Below are 20,904 nucleotides of genomic sequence, written 5' to 3' on the forward strand. Positions count from 1 at the left end.
TATTACTTAATTGAAAATTAATATTTTTACATTTTAATTTTTTTACCAGATGCAACCAGTACTTTATCGTCAATTAATATCTGCTGACTATAACGAATACAAAAGAGTAAGGCTCAGTTGCCTGATGCAGTACCCGGATAATTTTGGCGCTACGTACGAGGAAGAGTTTGATTCAAAATCTTTGAAACTTGAGGTGGCTATTAAAGAAGCAGACGATAATAATTTTGCCGTGGGTGCTTTTTCTGCCGGGGGAAAAATGGTTGGTATTTGTGGTTTTATTGCTGCCAGGGGGTTAAAAAAACAGCATAGGGGCGAAATTGTACAATTGTTTGTAGAAACTAAATATGCTAATAAAGGTATTGGCAAAAAACTATTACAACAGGTAATTGACAAGGCTTTTGAAAATAAACAAATAGAGCAAATAGCACTTGGCGTTGTGGATACAAATGAAAACGCAATACGCCTGTATAAACAATTTGGATTTACAGAATACGGCAGGCTTGAAAAATATTTTAAAACAGCAGGCCAATATACAACGCAATTATTTTTATGTTTAATGAAGGAAAACTACCGGCTATGATTTTTTGTTTACCAGTAATTTGAATTAAACCGGCTTGTAATTAAATAAAAGCAAATGAATAATAATTATACAACCACAAAAGACAAATTAATTATAGATGATTTGATACAAGCATTCTATAATGTTTTTAACAATTTAAATCAGCGACAGGTTGATTGTGATACACTATATATGCTTTGTATCCCCGAAACCATCATCATTAAAAAAAGCAGCGAGGAAGAAATAGTGTATAACCTGGCATCTTTTATTAAACCACGACAAACTATTTTAACTGATGGAACATTGATTGAATTTGAGGAATTTGAAACCGAAGAGGATACTATGATAATTGGAAACATAGCCCGGCGTTACTCAAAATATAAAAAAAGAGGCTGTTTAAATGGAGCGTACTTTGAAGGCTCCGGGAATAAACTATTTCAATTTATTAACACAAAAAACAGCTGGAGAATAAGCTCTGTAATCTGGGAGGATGCAGAGAGTTGAATCTTCAGTTCAGAAAGAAGGGCGGTTGCAGGTACCTGTATAAGTGCTTTTTTACCAGCAAAAATAGTAATGATTTGTTGTGGAGCTAACGGTTTGTTATTCTTGTGAAGAGATATATCAATCCAATAAATCGACATCAAAAATGCAGTTTTAATGAAATGATTTGATAAGCATTTTATAAAAGCGCACTATTGGTATATGGATAAAAATTCCGGAGTATTCATTATCATCCGGCAAGTTTCTTTAAACGGATTGCTTTCCAGTTATATTATTCAGGGCGTTCAAATTACCAACTCATTGGGTGCAATTATTGCAACACTTACTGAAAATAAATTATCTGGATCTATGGGAAATTCTATTTCATCACACCAACGTATGGGAAACTTTACATTAATAAGGTAATTCCTTCATAGCAATTGAGAAAAAACTATTACAGATTAAATTCAAAATTAATTACGATAAGCTGAATTAATTTTAAACATGCAGAACATAAACAAATAGCTTTATTAATTAGTTTGATCAATCACATGGATTTAAAATGATGAGGTGCCAACAACATCACTTAAAATTCCTCGCCTCCGGATATATTTTTTTCTGAGGCATCTCCTTAGTTGCTGATCTTTTTTCCAACCCCGGTGGAACTGATTTTTCATCCGGGTAAGCCAATGTAAGTACCGGCAGATTGTCACTGTGTTTGGGGGTAAGATTTCTCAATAATGAAGAAAAATTAAAGCAACGTTGAACGATCACATGAATCACTTCGCCTTCAATTTGTACTTTACCTTCTACCATTATTAATCGGGATTGAATAATTTCTTTACGGAACTTTTCAAAGAGCGTTTCCCAGATCACCAGGTTGGCAAATCCGGTTTCATCTTCAATGGTCATAAAACAAATACCACTGGCGGTGCCTGGCCGTTGCCGTACTAAAACAAGACCTGCAACTTTTACTAATGCGCCGTCTTTAAGCGTTGGTAATTGATCAGTAGATAAAATGTGCAGCTGATCTAACTTCTCCCTTACAAAACTTACAGGATGTGCTTTTAAAGAAAGAGAAGTTGCTGCATAATCATGCACCACATGTTCGGATGTTGTCATGATGGGTAAAGAAATATTTTCTCCGTTTGCATCTGCCGCAGTTTGCCCACTAAACATTGTAACCGGGCGGTCTTTGGTGGATACTTCCCATAATGCTTCACGTCTATCTAAACCAATAGATCGAAAAGCATCTGCATCTGCTAATTTTTCCAGTACTGCTGCTGATAATTCAATATCCCGAAGTTCATTTATTGTATGGTATAGTTTCTTTCTGTTCAATACCAACACTTCAATATCATCTTGTCTTAAACCTTTCACTTGCCTGAAGCCTAAACGTAGTACACGAAATTTCCCGGATAATTCTTCAAGTGTATTGTCCCACATAGAATAATTAATATCAACAGGCCTTATTGCAACACCATGTTTTTTTGCATCGCCAACCAGTTGTGCCGGTTGATAAAAACCCATGGGCATGCTATTGAGTATGGCACAGGCAAATACATCGGGATAATACCATTTAAGCCAGGAAGAAACATAAACGAGTAATGCAAAACTTGCAGCATGACTTTCAGGAAAACCATAACTACCAAAGCCTTCCAGTTGTTTAAAAACACGTTGGGCATAATCGAGACTGTATCCGTTTTTCATCATGCCCTCTATCAATTTCTTTTCATACTGAGTTACTAAACCATGTGCTTTAAAAGTAGCCATGCTCCTTCGTAAGCCATCAGCTTCAGCAGGAGTAAAGCCGGCTGCAACTATAGCAATCTTCATAGCTTGCTCCTGGAACAAGGGAACTCCAAGCGTCCTTCCTAAAATATCTTCCAATTCTTTGGAAGGATATTCAACTGGCTCCTCACCATTGCGGCGACGTAAATAGGGATGCACCATATCGCCTTGTATAGGCCCGGGCCTTACAATAGCTACTTCAATAACCAAATCATAAAATGTTCTGGGCTTTAATCTTGGTAACATACTTTGTTGCGCACGGCTTTCAATTTGAAATACGCCAATGGTATCTGCATGGCAGATCATTTCATAAACAGCAGGATCATCCTGCGGAATATTGGCCAACGTCAATTCAAGATGGTAATGTTGTTTTGCCAGATCAAATGCTTTTCGTATGCAGGTAAGCATGCCGAGTGCCAATACGTCTATTTTCATAAAGCCGAGTGCATCAATATCGTCTTTGTTCCATTCAATACAGGTGCGGTTATCCATTCGGGCATTCATAATAGGAACAAGGTCGCTGAGTTTACCACGGGTAATGACAAAGCCTCCGGTGTGTTGTCCTAATTGTCTTGGAAAGCTCATGAATTCTTTGGTAAGCTGTAATACTTTCAATAAATGCACATCACCCGGATCCATACCTTGTTCACTCAATCGTTTCCCTTCAAACCATTCATCGGTAAATTCCCAGATAGAACCTGATAAACGATTGATAGTATCTACCGATAATCCCATGGCTTTGCCCACATCTCTTATGGCACCTTTCTGATGTTGTTGTGTAACGGTTGCAATAATGGCTGCACGGTCACGGCCATATTTATTGTAGATGTATTGAATCACTTCTTCCCGGCGTTCATGTTCAAAGTCCACATCAATATCAGGAGGTTCATTTCTTGCAGAAGAAATAAAACGCTCAAACAATAGATCAAACTTTATCGGATCAATAGAGGTGATGCCTAAACAATAACAAACTGTTGAATTAGCTGCAGAGCCACGGCCCTGGCAAAGGATCTGTTGACTTCTTGCATAGCGTACTATATCATGCACCGTAAGAAAATAAGCAGCATAATTCATTTCTGCAATAAATTTCAATTCATAATTTATGGCTGCAATTGTTTTTTCAGGGATAATTTCTCCATAGCGTTCTTTAGCGCCCTTCCAAGCCAAAAAGGTTAATTCCTCCTGTGGTGTTCGTCCTGCTGTAGTAATCTCTTCGGGATATTCATATACTAATTCATCCAGAGAAAAGGTACAGGCATCTTCAATTTCCTTTGTACGAAGTATGGCATCGGGATATTGCCTGAAAAGCCTTAGCATTTCTTCATGCGGCTTTAAAAATCTTTCTGCATTGGGATGTAAACGATAACCGGCATTGTAGATGGTACACTTTTCACGAACGCAGGTTACAATATCCTGCAATTGTCTTCTGCCAGGCTCATGATAATGCACATCGTTGGTGGCTACTAAAGGAATATTGAGCGCTATGGATAACTGTGATAAACGAAATAAGTATTTATTATCATCGCCATTGTATTTTCTTGATGCTGCTATATAAAGATCATTACCAAAAGCGTTGCGGTATTCTTTTAATGATGCTTCAAAGGAAGGCTCAAATTCAAATTGCTCATTTAATGCATCAGGCGGAAGTACAATAAATTTTATATCTCTCGAATATTGAAAAATATCTTTTTTGTATAAATGGCATTCGCCTTTTTCAGCACGTCTATTTCCAATTGTAAGTAAATTACAAATTTGAGCATAAGCGTTTTTATTGGTTGGATAGGCAAGAAGGCTTATGCCATCAAGCAAATCAATGCGGCAGCCAACAATAATCCTTATACCGACCTTCTTTGCTGCCGCATGAGCACGAACAATACCAGCAAGCGTATTGCGGTCTGTTATTGCGATTCTATTATATCCAAGCAATACGGCTTGTTCCACTAATTCTTCGGGATGCGAAGCGCCTCGAAGAAAACTAAAATTGGTGGTTACCTGTAATTCTGTATAAAGCATAACGGAATTATTTAAGCAAAGAAGCCATGAATAAACCATTGATAGGATTTGGCTACATCATAATGCCCTAAACGAAATAGCCAATAGCGATGTCCTTCTTCATCTTCCACGGCATAATAATCTCTATGTTGTCCTTGTTGCAACCACCATTCCTGTTCAATACGTTCCGGTCCATCGGCTTTCATTATTTTATGGAGTTTTCCTTTATAGCGAAAGTTCATGGGTGGATAATCGGGAATAGGCGCTGTTACGTCAATCACTTCAGGTTTTGATAATAATTGTAAAGGCCTTGGCCTGTCCATCTTCCATATTGTTTGTACCGGTTCATCTATTGACGATGCTACTTTAAAAGAACGCTCCGGCCAATAATGTTCATCAGGTACATAACGATGTATTTTACCGGCACCAATCTTTCCTGCTATCCGGTCTAATAATTCCGATAAGCCAACATCATCAATACCATAATGATTTTCCCATAATTTTTCCTGCGCAATTGTTAGTTCTTCTACTTTTAATGCATCAATCGTAAATAATTCTATTCCCAAAGCCGGTTCAATAGAATCTATTTTTATTTCAAATAATGTAAAGAGATGCTTTGTATTGCAGGTAGGACGATTGGTACCTATCTCCAGTTTTTCAATTTTTCCATCAATACGATAACATTTAAACACCGCCATACGAAGACCTTTCTCTTCCTGCTGCAGACGTTTGCATAAAGCATCTAATAATCGTTGTAATGCTATTTCAATGCCTGTAGCCGTTACAATAGGCTCAAGACAAGGTAAGCGCTCATGGTATGGCTCAATAGGTGTTACTGGAATTATGGTTTCTTCTTCATGGCCCAATGCTTTATCCAGTTGTTGTAATAACTCCTTACCAAAGCGCCTCCGTAAAGAAGGACGTGGCATACTGATAAAATTATTGATTTGCCGGAGCCCCAGTTTTTCTAACCGTTCTGCAATGGCTGCATCAATACGAAGACAGGAAGGCGGTAATTGCATTAGTGCTATTGTTTGTTCTCCGCTTTTTATTATACAATTATTTTGTCCATATCTTGTAATAGCCCATGCAGTGCCAATAGTATCTGCAATAGCAATCCTTACATCATAACCAAATTGTTTAAACCGGTTATTGATTTCTTCCAGGTATTGTTTTTCTCCGCCCCAGAGATGAGCACAACCGGTTATATCCATTAAGAGCCCATCAGGCAGATCAATAGCTACAGCAGGTGTAAATCTGATACACCATGCTGCAAGGCCTGTCAATGATGTTTTGGCGAGTTCGGGTTTATCATCTAAAACCTTTAATGAAGGGATGATGGCTCTTGCATCTGCCACAGCCATACCAAGATCAATTCCCTGTTGTTGTGCTAAAACATTGGCTGCTGTTACTATCATTCGTCCATGATCGGGTGCAGACAAAACAAATGGTATTGCAGCCAGTTCAGGCTGGCGGCGAATAAACCAGTCTGTTCTCAGGTAACGGAACCATATCGACATAAAACGCTTTGGCATATCATCCCGTTTTCTTTTGTTGTACTGGTACTAATAAACTGATTGGAGGAATATGCCTGAACTTTCCCGCAACCCATTCCATTTGCCAGCTGCCAGGTTTACCGTTTCTGACCTTTAATAATTCCACATTCCACCGGGGAAAACCTACTCCCGGCATTTCGTTAGCTAAGGCACTGGCTATTGAAGTAATTGTCCAGCGTGTAATACATGCCGTTGTATGTACACTGCGGGGGTTATTACGCAAAACAAAACCTGTTACCTGGCTTTGCTCAACCGCCAATTGCAAGCGCCTTGAATCGGTAAAACTTAATTCCTTTATTTCTCCAATTACTGCTGCAAGTCCTTCACATTTCAATGCTTCTTCCATGGCCCACAGCATTTCTTTTTCTTTCTTTAATTCAATGAAAATTATTTTATCCGGAGCAATGCCAAAGGATTTAAGGGCAGGAGGGAAGATGGTTCCGGAAGCACTTATCCAGATGGCAGCGCCACCTTTTTTCATCAGAGAAGAAAGTATACCGGAAACAAAACCCGTTGTTGCGGTGGCATCTTCTTTTGTGGTTGATAAAAATTCATGCACAGCACCCAAAGGAAAAGCAGCATTGGGGAAAGCATTTTTAATTGGCCCAAGCCCAATATCATTACCACCATTTTTTGATAATGTTTTAAAGCCCTGCAAAGGAAGAATTTCCTTTTGTAACTGGGCAATAATATCGGCTTTTGATGCGATCATGAGTTGTTGAACATAGCAATAATACTAAATATTTTAGTATTTCATCAATCTTTTATTGTTGCAATTGTAGAAGAAGGGGAATCAATATCTTAGTGGAGGCTGATAATAGAGAGAAGGAAAGAAGCACAATTGAAAATTACATTCAGTGATGCATTATTAACGGTCAAATAAATACAGTTACGTATTTTCAATAGTAAAGTCCTCTTTTCCTGAACGAAAACCCTCAACTTTACCAAACTATATGGTGTACAAGGTTAAAAGTTGTTTCACCTCTACCGATAAACAGGTATACATTTTCACAATACGAGGAACGTACAGCATTTTAAAGGGAGCGGAATGGATGAAAGTGAATTAGAAACCAATCCAATGCGTTAAATTGATTTGAAATATTTCACTTATGAGAACTTACATATTTGCAGCAATTTCTTTCCTGTGGGTCTTACAATCCTGTACCGGTGATCCCAATAAGAAGATCGTTACTAAAACACCATTTACCCCGGGGCCATTAGAAGCAGTTTATAACCAGGCAAGGCCCAAGGTACAGAAATTTGAAATCGACAATAAAAAAGCCAATACCATCAAGGCTGCTAATGGCACTGAAATTTTAGTGCCTGCAAATTGTTTTGTCGATGGTAATGGCGATGTTGTTCCCGGCAAGGTTCAGGTAGAGCTTGTGGAGGCTTTTTCATTGCAGGATTTTATTACATCTGGTTTAGCTACAATGTCAGAGGATAAATTATTACTCTCCAATGGGATGATGTATGTAAATGCCAGTTCAGGAAACACAAAATTGCAATTGAATAAAAACGTTTCGTTAACTGTGGCTATGCCTACGATGAATGCTGGAGAAGGATTTCAAATGTTTACCGGCGATGGCACTAATTGGAAAGTGGATAGTTCAATGTCGGCGTTTGATTATACCATCCCATTGCCGCTTAACCTGCTTTATCCCGAAGGCAACCATTATATATGGCATTGCTTTACCAGTTATCCGGATGGCTCTGATAAGTATGCTTATTATGATACTTCTATAGTGAGCTTCACCGATACTAAATATGAAAATACCTATATTGCCACAGAGGAATTCAGGGGTCGGGTATGGTCGCTTTTAAATATGACAATCTTTATGAGTTATTTCATAAATAGCGATTTCTATTTCGATAAGGCAGATTGTTTTCAAGAAAAGGATAATTATGATTTGTTCAGGGTTTATTATAATAACCCAAACAGGCCTCTTGCCCAATCAGATTCTATAGCAAAGAAAATGTATATCGATTACTTTAATGACAACAAAGATAAAATTGCTGCATTCTGCGACTCTGTGAATAAACATAAGCAGCACTATTACATTAACTGGACAGATACCAATTACTATTTTGATTTTCGCAAAACATCATTAAAGGATAGTTATATGGGAGAGTTAAAATACTTTCCTCAACAGAGCAAAAAAGAGATAAAACTGGTTAACGATCACGGTGTAAATCTGAATGCCGTCAATGCTTTCGATTTACTAAAAGCTAAAGGTGTTGCCGAAAGAGAGATCAATGAAATACTAACCTATAATTTCCGGCGCCAGGCAAAAATTAAAATATTGCAAAGTATAAAAGATATGAGAGCCAATAATCAAAAGCTTTTAAAAATGTACGAGGCCACAGTCTTTTCTGTAACCACAATGGGTTGGATAAATTGTGATCGTTTTTACGATGACCCTAAAGCAGGGAAGGCTGAAATGTATGTAACGAATGGAGCAGGAACTCAGCTTAAATTTATAGATTGTTCATTAGTTATACCTGATATGAATGTAAGGTTATCTGCTTATGCTGATCAGTCAGGTCGTTATTCGTTTACGCAAAAAGACGGCAAGTATATTAAATTACCCATTGGAAAACCGGCAGTTATTGTAGGCGTAGCCTTGCAAAACGACTCCTTGTATTTTGCCAGTGAAAAGATTACCATAAAAGATGGTTATTCGGTGGCGCTGCCCATGCATTACATAAGCACTACAGTTTTGAACGACTCTATTAAGTATGCTTTGAAATAAAGATTAACTATATAAGCATTGTAACACGATCTTTACTTTTTGCCATAGAGCATCACCGGCATCTATAGCGCAATGATACCCCAATCCCTTACATGACACACCTGCAGAACGGTACCTGCATACAAGCGCTTTGCCAGAAGATTTTTGGAAACTGGTTGTACGCAGTCAAAGTTTAGTAAATAGCTGTTAAAAAGTGAGTAATTTATTTATCACTTTAATGTTATTCCCCTCAACCTTGCCATAGGTAAAACTACTTTTTCAACCCGCCGCAACGGTTAATCAAGCCTCCTAAGCGGCATAAAAAAAGCGAAGTAAAACTTCGCTGTACTGTGTTGTGATCCGGATTGGATTCTTACTACTTTTTTATATCCCTGTATGTCAATAAATTAACTACTCCATTTTTTTCGGTGAAACAAAAATTGAGAAAAATCCTTTTCTGACTCCATTTTGTTTCAGTTAGGTTCGAAAAGGCTAAATTAAGGGTTCCACTTTGCATCTTTAATCTTTTTTTTCACAACTACAGTAACTCTCTTCTGCAAATAAGTTCAGTTAGGGAAGCAGACAACATTAGGAACGAAGACCTACGAACACAATCCCATCCGTTTATGAAGTAGATTTATTTCTACTTCAATAGTAATAGATTTTCTGCAAACGACAGTAAAAATACTGACTAAAAGGAGCGTTTTAGAAATCTAAAAAAATAACATTTAAAAATATTGTTTATTGAAAAACTTCATTTATTTTTAATTTTACAATGTGCAGGTATTGGTTAATGTTAGTAATCCGTCATTGTAATTCATCTAAGGTTTTCAACATTCAAGAAAAGAAATATTCTGAAACAAGCCTATTAGTTATGTAAGCGTACTGCTGTTACAGTGTGTTTATGTATTTTCTAGTGCTTGGTAAAAAATGATGCAGCGATGCAAAAGGTATTGTATTGCGTATAAGTTTTGGACTAATGCAACTATTTTGATTGGCCGGGCTTAACAGTTATCTGGATTTCTGACGCACTTATCTTGGAAAATGGCACAGTTACTAAGTTAATGTAGGAGTATTGATTACGGATAGATAATTTGCGACAGATCAGGCATTTGGGAAAAACAACAGAAAATGCTGAGGTTTTTCACAAGGTTAAATCAATCCTAATAAAAACCTTTGTAAAACAATTAAACCAACTACCTTATGAGTCGTACCCGGCTCTTTATATTAATACTGCTTATTGGCGCTTCATATCTCAGTGAAGCACAAACAGATTCTGTATTGCAATCTTTGCAACAGGTTCCTTTAAAATATATACACCAGGTAGATAAAAAGATAGATCAGTACGCTGATCGAATTACTAATAAAACTGAAAAAACATTAACCAAACTCAGCAAATGGGAAAATAAAATCCACAGCCTTTTGTTGAAAGTAAATCCCGAAGCAGCCCAACGCCTTTTTGCAAATAATCAACTCACGTTTGCGGCAGCATTAGAAAAATATAAGAAAGGCGAAGCTGTGGTTGCAGCGCAAAGAATGAAATATGATGAATACAGGGATAAACTAACCACTAGTTTAGGCTACTTAGAGCAGCAAAAAGAAAAGCTGGATGAAAAGCTAATTGCGCCGGTAAAGAAGGCCAGGCAAAAAGCAACAGCACTAGAAGAACAGGAAGCCGGCAGCGAAGCTATGCAACAGTTCATTAAAGAACGCAGAAAGCAATTAATGGACCAGGCGCTGCAATACCTGGGCAATAATAAATACCTGCAAAAGATATCCAAAGAAAATTACTACTACATAGAGATCCTGAAAAATTACAAAGCGATTTTCAACGATAAAAAGAAGGCAGAAGAAACAGCACTAACCATCTTAAACAAGATACCTGCCTTTACAAAATTTGTGCAGCAGAATGGTATGCTGGCAAAACTCTTTGGTTCGCCATCCATCGCCGGTGGTGCAACGCCAAATCTATCTGGCTTACAGACAAGAGCCAGTGTAAACGCTTTAATACAGGAACAGATTGCAGCCGGTGGCCCCAATGCCCGTGAACAAATTATGCAAAATATCCAGTCGGCTCAGGCAGAACTGAATAAATTAAAAGATAAAGTTCTTAAAGCCGGCGGCAGTAATACGGAAATACCCGATTTTAAACCGAATCAAACCAAAACACAAACCTTCAAACAACGGTTGGAATTCATCAACAATTTTCAGTTTGCAAAAAACAACAGCCTTGTGCCCACTACTGCAGATATTGGATTAAGCCTTGGCTATAAATTGAACGACAAGTCAGTTATCGGCCTTGGCGCTAGCTACAAAATGGGGTTAGGTAGCATTCAACATATCAGCATCAGCCACCAGGGTATTGGCCTGAGGAGTTTTGTAGACTGGAAACTGAAGAAACAGTTTTACATAAGCGGTGGATACGAAATGAATTACAATGCAGCCTTTAAAAATATTCAGCAGTTGCAATCTTTTAATGATTGGCAAAATGCCGGTTTGGTGGGATTGACTAAGAAGATACATGTAAAAACCAAATGGACGAAGGGAACAAAGCTGCAATTGTTGTATGATATGTTAGCGAGGCAGCATGTGCCGGTTAGTCAGCCGGTGGTATTCAGGGTGGGGTACAATTTTTAAGCGATTAAAACTAAATATGATTTTTTAAAAGAACCAGTATGAAGAAATTAATATATAATGCATTGCTATTGCTGCTGTCTGTTTACGCCACAGCACAAAACGCCAATAACTTTCAAAAGATGGTGGATTTTTTACCACCGGCTCCCAATGCGGCAGCGATAATTAAGCATAGTGAAATTTCACTCAATAAAAATACCGGCAGCCCGGCTATCAATATCCCGTTGTTTACTGTTAAAGGTATTAAGCTATCTGCAGGCGTATCTATCGGTTATAGCTCTACAGGAATAAAAGTAGATGAGATTGCATCAAGGGTAGGTATGGGCTGGTCTTTAAGTGCCGGCGGCGTAATTACACGTACCATAAGGGGATGGGCAGACGAAAATACCACAAGGGTGGTACCGCCTTTCTCTACTGCAGGCCCCAATTGCGGTACATATGAATTTTTTGATAAAGTAACGTCTTCCAGTAATAGTACAGGTTACGATTCGGAGCCGGATTTGTATAATTTCAGCATGAATGGCATTTCAGGAAGTTTTGTATTTGATGCATCTAATCAACCTGTTCTTATTCCCGCCGAAAAGTTTAAAATAGAAAAGGATTTTTCTACTTCAGCCATATGGAATTTTAAGATCACTACCACCGATGGCATCATGTATTATTTTGGCGGCTCATCAGCAACAGAAAAAACAAAGAGGTTAAATACCTGTGGTAAAACTTTCTCTACGTACCTGCCCAATGCCTGGTACCTCATCAAAATAGAGCATCCGAATGGCGAAGCGATCAATTTATCTTATACGGGTCTTACCTATAACTATGAGACAGGCGTGAGCGAAACACAAAACTATGGAGTATTTAATCCCTTCTATACTTGTCCGGCAGCTCCCGGTTCATCTACCTGTATAAACTTGCTGGAAACACAAGGCGTCTTATTAAGCTCGATAAGCGCAGCAGGCAATAGTGTGCAGTTCTCCTATACCACTCGTTCAGATTGTGGTGATAAGCTGGTTTCTTCTATAACCCAGTTAACCGGAAGCCAAACTACAGGCGTATTTAATTTCACTTATAATCAGCAACAGGCCAATGCGACCTATCTGAGTCAAACATCAAGCGGGCAGTCTTACACGCCTTACCTTACTGATTTAGTAGAATCATCCGGCGACTATGCATTCAGCAAGACCCATAAATTTGTTTATAAGGATCCCGGCGGCAGGCCGCCGCGATTATCCTATTCACAGGATCATTGGGGCTATTTCAACGGCAGGATTAATTCTACTCTTATACCTAAACCCGAAGGTTTTTATATGCAGGAACGTTTTCCAAATGCTACAGCTAACCGTGAACCTGATTCAGCATTTGGTGGGAAGGGGTTACTTACCAAAATTGTATATCCAACCGGGGGGGTGGATGTGATCGACTACGAGGGAAACGATATAGTAGCTGATCCTTCATTTCAAACTTATCATGAATACGTTTGCAATGTTACAGGTACCAGCAATACAACAGAACAAACCCGCACTTATACTTTTACTATAGACAAAGCCCAGGAAGTGGAGTTGGTTATCACCTGCACTACACAGGATGCGACCAATTATGATCCCGTTCACATGCAAGCCACTGTAACTTTATCCAATAGTTCCAGCACGATTTTTTCAGAACCTTTCCAGGCTTCAAACCCTGGTACAGTTTATATACGTCGCCCTAACCAACTTTACCCGGGTACATACACGCTGACTTATAAAGCTAAGGGTGCAGCACAAACTACTGACATTAAACTGAAATTTTATCCTGAAACACATACGGGCACTACAACTAACAAAATTGTAGGTGGTATGAGAGTAAAAAGGGTATCAACCAGCAATCCCGGAGAAACGCCAGTGATAAAAAGATATTATTATGCAAAAATGGACGAACTTAATTTGTCGTCATTGATGCCCGTACCCACACCCATTTACTGGAAGGATTATGTTAATACCAGCAGCATAAATTGCCACTACTGGGCAATGTATTCAGGCTCTTTAAATAACCTTTATAACTATGGCTCGGCACCCATAAGTTATGCTTATGTAATTGAAAGCAATGGCGAAAATTTTGAAGGCGGAGCTATACAGGATAAATTTTATGCTGGTGGCGATGTAAATGCTTCGGTATGGTGGTTAAATGAGATCATGGGTGCACCGCTTAGTAACTGGAGTGCTCCTTTAAATGGCAAACTAAGCGAAGAGATCATTTATAAAAAACCTGCATCAGGCGCTCTTTTCCCCATTAAAAAAACACAGTATACCTATGCACCACTTGAAGACAGGTTACATACTAAATTATATGGATACACTATCAATGCGAAATATGGAAATGTAGGAACATGGCAACCGCCTTCATGGCCTTGTTCAAACCCATCAGCTCCAACAGTAAATCCCAGTAATCCTGATGATGACCCCACAAACAGGTTTGATGCCATGCGGTATGATATCGATTCCTACTGGTTACACTTAAGATCCCAAACTGAAACACTGTACGATGAGAATGGCGCCAACCCTGTAACTACCGTTACCAATATGTATTTTGATAATGAAGACCACCAGCAGTTGAGCAGGAATGAAACCACCAACAGTAAAGGCGAAACACTCAAAACCACCAACACTTATATCAGCGATCTTACAGGAACAGTACCCAACGCCATGAAAGCAAAAAACATGATCACCCAGTTGGTTACTTCAAAAACAGAGAATGGTTCAAACGAAGTTTCCTTTGATAAAATTAATTACGGCGATGCAGGAAATAATAACTATGTGCCTGTCTCGGTTGAAAAATCAGTTAAAGGAAATACGCTTGAAACAGAAGGAACTATTGACCTCTATGATGCTAACGGCAATATTTTACAGTTTACTAATAAAGCAGGTATTGTCAGCGCAGTTATCTGGGGGTATAACTCACAGTACCCTGTAGCACAAATAGTTGGTGCTACATACGCCAATGCTGTTGCACAATTAACCGGAGGTTCAGTTACTGCTTTGCAAACAATGGATGGTACAACATTGCAAACAGAACTTAACCTGGTAAGAACTGCTCTTCCCAACGCCAGGGTAACCTCTTATACTTATAAACCAATGGTAGGTGTAACATCAATAACAGATCCTAATAATAAAACAAACACATACAATTACGATTCTTTTAACCGCCTGCTTACTATAAAAGACCAGGACGGCAATTTTGTAAAAAAGAATGAATATGTGTACGCTACACCGGATAATTCATCAGCACCAACTATTTATTTTAATACAGCGGTTACACAATACATCAACTGCCAAACCTGTGTTTCAGGATATTCGGCTGCAGCAGTTGCTTACACTGTTCCATTCGGCAAGTATTTTTCACTGATCTCACAAGCGGATGCAGACTCAAAAGCAGCAGCAGATACAGGCGGGCAGGAATATGCAAACAAAAATGGTAAATGCATCAGCTCGGCAAGTTATGCCTGTACGGGTTCGCAGTACAGGCTCGTAAACTGTAGTTGCGAAGCTGGTACAAAGGTTTGTGAAAGTACATCGGGTTCGGGCCCTTACACAGTAAGTTACCATTATCACTGGAGTGATGGGTACAACGGACCAACAATAACAGAAACCATTACCTGCAGTGGTATTGATAAAAAACTAATTAACTGCACATGCGAAACTGGTGTAAAAGTATGCGATGGCGTTACCAATAATGGCGGGGGTTCATATACAGTAAACTATCACTATCACTGGAGTGACAACAGCAACAGTTCAACAATAACAGAAACATTTACCTGCAGCGGTAATGATAAAAAAATAATTAACTGCACCTGCGAAACAGGTATAAAAATATACACATCATCAGTATTTGACAGAAAGGGTAATATGGGCTGTGCTGCCGGGCAATGGTTGTGCACTTATCATTACCACTGGAGTGATGGAAGTAATAGCGCTGACTATACAGAATGTTCAGCTTCCGATTGCGGGCCTTATTAATAATTGAAAAAATAAAAATATCATGTTTAAATTACTCGTCTTAGCCACAGTTATTTTCTCAGGAACTATCGTAAGTATCTATTCGCTGAGCGTTACAGATATTGATAAAAACAGTATCAGTTTCAATAGTTATAAAGATAAAAAAATATTGATCGTAAATACCGCTAGTGCCGGTAGTGGTGCGGCTCAGCTGGCAGAACTGGAGCAATTATACCAGCGGCATAAAGATAGTATGGTAGTGATAGCCTTCCCCAGCAACAGTTTTGGCAATGAACCCGGCAATGATCAGCAAATAAAAACATTGATGCAGGGTACCTATGGCATTACATTTCCTGTGGCTGCCAAAAGCTGTGTTAAAGGAGACAGTGCCAACGCAATTTATCAATGGTTAGGTAATAAGATTGCCAATGATGTAATGGAAGGCAAAGTGAAAAGGGATTTTCAGAAATTTTTGATAGACAAAACCGGAAGTATTGTAGGCCGGTTCGACAGCAGTGTTAGTCCGTTAAGTACTGCAGTGCAAAATGCTATCCTGAATAATTAACAGGCTGGCTGCTATTTTAAATAATTTAATAAAGATCACTGGATATAAAAGATTACTAGTATGCTGAAAAAATACTTTTTTGTTGCTGCGGTATTATTTACTTCGCAGGTATATGCCCAACAGGCCCTCAACTATGTACGTACATGGGATGCCCGTATACCCATTACTGATGCCACCACCATGTCATCCAGGCCGGTAACAGAAGTACTGCAGACAACAGGTTATGTAGATGGCTTGGGCAGGCCCCTGCAAACGGTGGTAAAGCAGGGCTCACTGGTAACCGCATCTGCTGTAAGTGGCGATATGGTAAGCACCAATGTATACGATGTATTTGGCAGGGAAGTGCAGAAATTTCTGCCCTATACTGCAGCCTCTACAGATGGCTTACTTAAGGCCAGCCCTATAACAGAGCAGGCGGCTTTTTACAACAGCCAGCTATCGGGCCAGGGCGAAAATTATTTTTATAGTAACAGTGATGTGGAAGCAAGCCCTCTTAATCGCCCCGTAAAATCTTATGCAGCAGGTAACAGCTGGGTAGGATCAGGGCGTGGCACATCTATGCAATATTTAAATAACACAACAGCGGATGATGTAAAAATATGGATAGTAAACAGCGCCGGTAGTTATAGTATTGGCAGCCAGCCTTACGCAGATGGCCTGCTTGTTGAAACCCATACCACCGACGAACAAGGTCACCAGGTAGTGGAATATAAAGACAAGGAGGGTAAAGTGATCCTGAAAAAAGTACAGGTAGACAATACAGTGGGTGAAAGTTATACCGGCTGGTTATGTACTTATTATATCTACGATATTTACAACAACCTGCGGCTGGTAATACCGCCTAAAGCTGTAGTGCAACTTATAAATAACAGTTGGGTATTAAGCACAACAGTAATGAACGAACTCTGCTTCCGTTACGAATACGACGGCAGTAACCGCATGAGTATTAAAAAAGTACCCGGTGCTGCAGAAGTATTTATGGTATACGATAAATGGGACAGGTTAGTATTAACACAGGATGGTAATTTACGCAGCAGCAATAACTGGATATTTACAAAGTACGATTACCTGGGCAGGCCGGTAATTACAGGGTTTTATAACAATACTACTACTACAGGCCAGGCGGCCATGCAGACTTATGTAAACAGCCAGATGCCCGGTTCGGGCCCGGCTACTTTTGAAAGCCTCACAGGTACCGGCATTGGCTATACTACTACAGTAAGTTTTCCATCGCTCAGCAGCCCGCAGTTACTAAGCATTAGTTTTTACGACAATTATAACTGGGCTACCGGTAGCAGTTATAGCAGCAGTTTTGCCACTAAAGACAATAGTAACGACGGCCTGTTCTACAGCACCAGCGGCAGCTTATACGCACAACCACTTACAGCAAGCAGTAAAACAAAAGGCATGGTAACGGGCACGGTTACCTATATTTTAAACAGTGGCACCAACCAGAAACTGGTAAGCAGCATTTTTTGCGATGACCGAGGCCGTGCCTTACAAAGCAAGACCGACAATATAAGCGGCGGCATAGATATTGCCACCACCCAATACAACTTTAGCGGCCAGTCTTTAATGAGTGTAACAGAACATAAAAAAACAGCCACCAGCGCAAGTATAAAAACAATCACCAAAACAGAATACGATCCCTTGGGCAGGTTGCTGCAGGTAAAAAAACAACTGATACAAACCGGCGGTGTACAAACCCCGGAAAAAATAATTGTAAAAAATGAATACGATGCCCTGGGCCAGTTAAAAAGAAAAATACTGGCCCCGGAGTTTAACAGCAATGCAGGGCTGGAAAAACTGAACTATGATTACAATATCAGGGGCTGGCTGTTGGGAGTAAACAAAGATTATATAGCAGGCACCAATACCAATAGTTATTTTGGTATGGAGCTGGCTTACGATAAAACCACTGCAGCCAATGCAGGCACTTACTACAATAATCCCCAATACAACGGCAATATTGCGGGCACTTTATGGAAGAGTAAAGGTGATGGCGTTAACCGCCAGTACGATTTTACTTACGATAATGTAAACCGTTTATTAAGGGCCGACTTTAAACAGAACAATGCAGATTACAGCTGGAATAACTACCTGGTAAATTATAACATGAAAATGGGTGACGGTATAGATTATAATTCTGCTTACGACGAAAACGGCAACATAAAACAAATGCAGCAATGGGGCTTAAAAATAAATGCCAGCGAACAGATTGATAACCTGCATTACACCTATTACGCCAACACCAACAAGCTGCAAAACGTAATTGATTTTAAAGATCTTGCCACTACCAAACTGGGCGACTTTAGAACCAGTGCCAACCATATACAATATGGTATCAAATCACCTATAACTACCGAAGCTGCCTATACAACCAGTGGTGGCAGTATTACTGATTACGGTTATGATGTTAATGGTAATATGATTACTGATAGAAATAAAGACCTGGCAGGCAGTGTAGGAGTTGATCAGCTTACCGGCGGTGCCATCACGTACAACCACCTTAACCTGCCATCGGTAATAACAGTAGCGGGTAAGGGTAATATTACCTACACCTACGATGCAGCAGGGAATAAATTACGGAAAACAACGGTTGAAAACAATGTAAGCGTTACCGCCGGCGGCAGTCCTTATACAGTAACTGTTACCACCACCACCGATTATGTAGCCGGCTTTGTGTACGAAAGTAAAAACTACAACAATACTACAGTATACAATGCCCTTGGTTATGCAGATAAATTACAGTTTACCGGCCACGAAGAAGGACGGGTACGGGCAGCATACAACAATACGGCTGCGCCCAATACCCTTACCGGGTTTGCATTTGACTATATGGTAAAAGACCATTTAGGCAATGTACGTGTAGTGCTTACCGATGAGCAACAGGTAGATCATTACCCCACGGCCACCTTAGAAGCCAATGCAATAACACAGGAGCAAACCTTTTATGATATTAATACCGGTAACGTAGTTAATAAGCCTACGCCTTTACCAACAGAAGCTTCAAATTTATTAGATTATGTAAATGATAATGGCACCAACAATCCCAACACTTTTGGCAGCCCTTCAGCCACCAGCCAAAAGATGATGCGCCTTAGCTCCGCCACCAGCAAAACCGGCATGGGCATGGTGTTAAAAGTAATGGCAGGAGATAAGCTGGATATACTGGCAAAATCTTATTACCAGTATTTAGGCAGCAATGCCACTAACAGCCCTTTTAATGCAGGTGATATTATCACTTCCTTCCTGGGTACAGGTGGCGCAGCTAATGCTGCCGTACAGCATGGTGGTACATCTTCTATATTAAACAGCAATACATCCGGCACAGTAACTCCGCTTAATAACTTTATAACTAATTCCTCCAATACCAACCCGTACAATGGGGTAAAAGCAGGTGTATGTTATATACTGTTTGATGAGCAGTTTAATTTGGTAAGCTGCCAGTTTGACCCTGTATACATAAAACTGGGTGGGTTTAAAGGTGCAACTGGCGGCCCCGATGGCGGGCTTAAAAACCACATGCTGCAGAATATAAACGTACCCAAAAATGGTTATCTTTATGTGTACTGCAGCAACGAGAGTAATATCAATGTGTTCTTTGATAATTTAGAAGTGATACATACCAGGGGGCAGATACTGGAAGAAACGACCTACTACCCGTTTGGATTAACTATGCAGGGGATTTCATCAAAGAGTGCAGGTTCTCTTGCTAATAAAGCTAGGTTTAATGGTATTGAACAGAATAATGACTTTGATTTAAATATGTGTGATGCTTTCTATCGTAATTTAGATCCGCAAATCGGAAGGTTTTGGCAAATAGATCCAAAAACAATGGATATGACAAGTGTTTATAGTACAATGAATAATAACCCCATATTATACTCAGATCCGTTGGGAGATACTACTTGGGTTTATGATTTATTAGGAAATCAGTTAGACATTATAAATAGCAAGACTAAAAATCAGATACATTATATTGATGTTGATAAATATTATGATCTGGAAGCGAAAAATACTTCCTTGGGTACAGATATTGATCATGCAGGAGAACCGGTTGTTAATTATAAAAAGCTAGAAAAGGAAGTACGTCAGGAATCAACAGCTTTTTTTGGTAGTAACTCTGCCCGAGACCTGCAAAACATAATTAATGACCCAAGAAATGGAAGTAAAAACTCTCTAACAGATGGTAGTGAGGCTCTTTTTGTTGCTAGCATTTCTACTAAATCGAAGGAACTTCAATTTCATCAGTTAGATGGAATTAAAACAAGTGAAGGAACCATAAATAATCCAGATAAGCAAGTCGACAACGTATTAACCAATGCAATCCAAGCAAGCTTATTTGGCTCAGGACACTCTCACCCAACTAAAACTACATATGGGGGAGCCCTTAAAACTTTATCCACTACGACGATACCCAGTTCAAGACAGATGGGTGCAGGAGGTCAATGGGAATTACAAGATTTTAATCCCATTTTGTATAGAGCTTCAACTGGATCAAAATCCCAACAAGCATTATTTATTGCTGCCAGAGTGGGATTTAGTACTTATTCAAGTGGTTCAAGTTCTGCATATCCGACACCTGGAAATGGAATATTTTTTTACAGTCAATTTAAAAAATAAA

Annotated in this window: 11 protein-coding genes; 8 read left to right on the forward strand and 3 right to left on the reverse strand. The window is 39.3% G+C overall.

Annotation, left to right across the window (positions count from 1 at the left end; genetic code table 11):
* The first annotated feature begins 49 nt into the window (after positions 1-49).
* The 3 genes from ACYVM0_RS02575 (at position 50) to ACYVM0_RS02585 (ending at position 1,465) form a co-directional block, all read left to right on the forward strand.
* Positions 50-580 carry a GNAT family N-acetyltransferase gene (locus tag ACYVM0_RS02575; protein ID WP_460552015.1) on the forward strand — a complete coding sequence of 177 codons (531 nt, stop codon included), beginning with the start codon at positions 50-52 and terminating at the stop codon, positions 578-580.
* Positions 581-634: 54 nt separating this feature from the next.
* A complete protein-coding gene (locus ACYVM0_RS02580; RefSeq protein ID WP_460552018.1) occupies positions 635-1,063 on the forward strand; it encodes a hypothetical protein in 429 nt (142 codons plus the stop codon).
* A 198-nt stretch (positions 1,064-1,261) separates the two neighbouring features.
* The gene (locus tag ACYVM0_RS02585) at positions 1,262-1,465 is read left to right on the forward strand and encodes a hypothetical protein (RefSeq protein WP_460552020.1); all 204 of its coding nucleotides are present in this window, start codon (positions 1,262-1,264) and stop codon (positions 1,463-1,465) included.
* 156 nt (positions 1,466-1,621) lie between these two features.
* Here ACYVM0_RS02585 and ACYVM0_RS02590 read toward each other — a convergent pair whose 3' ends face one another.
* From ACYVM0_RS02590 to ACYVM0_RS02600, 3 genes are read right to left on the reverse strand one after another with little or no spacing between them, the layout of a single operon-like run.
* The gene (locus ACYVM0_RS02590) at positions 1,622-4,843 is read right to left on the reverse strand and encodes an error-prone DNA polymerase (RefSeq protein ID WP_460552023.1); all 3,222 of its coding nucleotides are present in this window, start codon (positions 4,841-4,843) and stop codon (positions 1,622-1,624) included.
* Between the two features lie 11 nt (positions 4,844-4,854).
* Complete coding sequence (locus tag ACYVM0_RS02595) at positions 4,855-6,357, reverse strand: Y-family DNA polymerase (RefSeq protein WP_460552026.1); 1,503 nt, start codon at positions 6,355-6,357, stop codon at positions 4,855-4,857.
* 1 nt (position 6,358) lies between these two features.
* Positions 6,359-7,090, reverse strand: a complete 732-nt coding sequence (locus ACYVM0_RS02600; protein ID WP_460552029.1) for an ImuA family protein — start codon at positions 7,088-7,090, stop codon at positions 6,359-6,361.
* A 397-nt stretch (positions 7,091-7,487) separates the two neighbouring features.
* Here ACYVM0_RS02600 and ACYVM0_RS02605 point away from each other — a divergent pair, with 397 nt between their 5' ends.
* The 5 genes from ACYVM0_RS02605 to ACYVM0_RS02625 all read left to right on the forward strand — a co-directional run bounded on the left by ACYVM0_RS02605 (position 7,488) and on the right by ACYVM0_RS02625 (position 20,903).
* Entirely contained in the window at positions 7,488-9,131 is a 1,644-nt protein-coding gene (locus ACYVM0_RS02605) for a hypothetical protein (RefSeq protein WP_460552032.1), read from the forward strand.
* A gap of 1,182 nt (positions 9,132-10,313) precedes the next feature.
* A complete protein-coding gene (locus ACYVM0_RS02610) occupies positions 10,314-11,747 on the forward strand; it encodes a hypothetical protein (RefSeq protein WP_460552035.1) in 1,434 nt (477 codons plus the stop codon).
* Positions 11,748-11,785: 38 nt separating this feature from the next.
* Positions 11,786-15,733, forward strand: a complete 3,948-nt coding sequence (locus ACYVM0_RS02615; RefSeq protein ID WP_460552038.1) for a DUF5977 domain-containing protein — start codon at positions 11,786-11,788, stop codon at positions 15,731-15,733.
* Between the two features lie 22 nt (positions 15,734-15,755).
* A complete protein-coding gene (locus ACYVM0_RS02620) occupies positions 15,756-16,277 on the forward strand; it encodes a glutathione peroxidase (protein WP_460552041.1) in 522 nt (173 codons plus the stop codon).
* A gap of 60 nt (positions 16,278-16,337) precedes the next feature.
* Entirely contained in the window at positions 16,338-20,903 is a 4,566-nt protein-coding gene (locus ACYVM0_RS02625) for a DUF6443 domain-containing protein (protein WP_460552044.1), read from the forward strand.
* Position 20,904 lies beyond the last annotated feature (1 nt).

The organism is Ferruginibacter profundus (assembly GCF_054783275.1).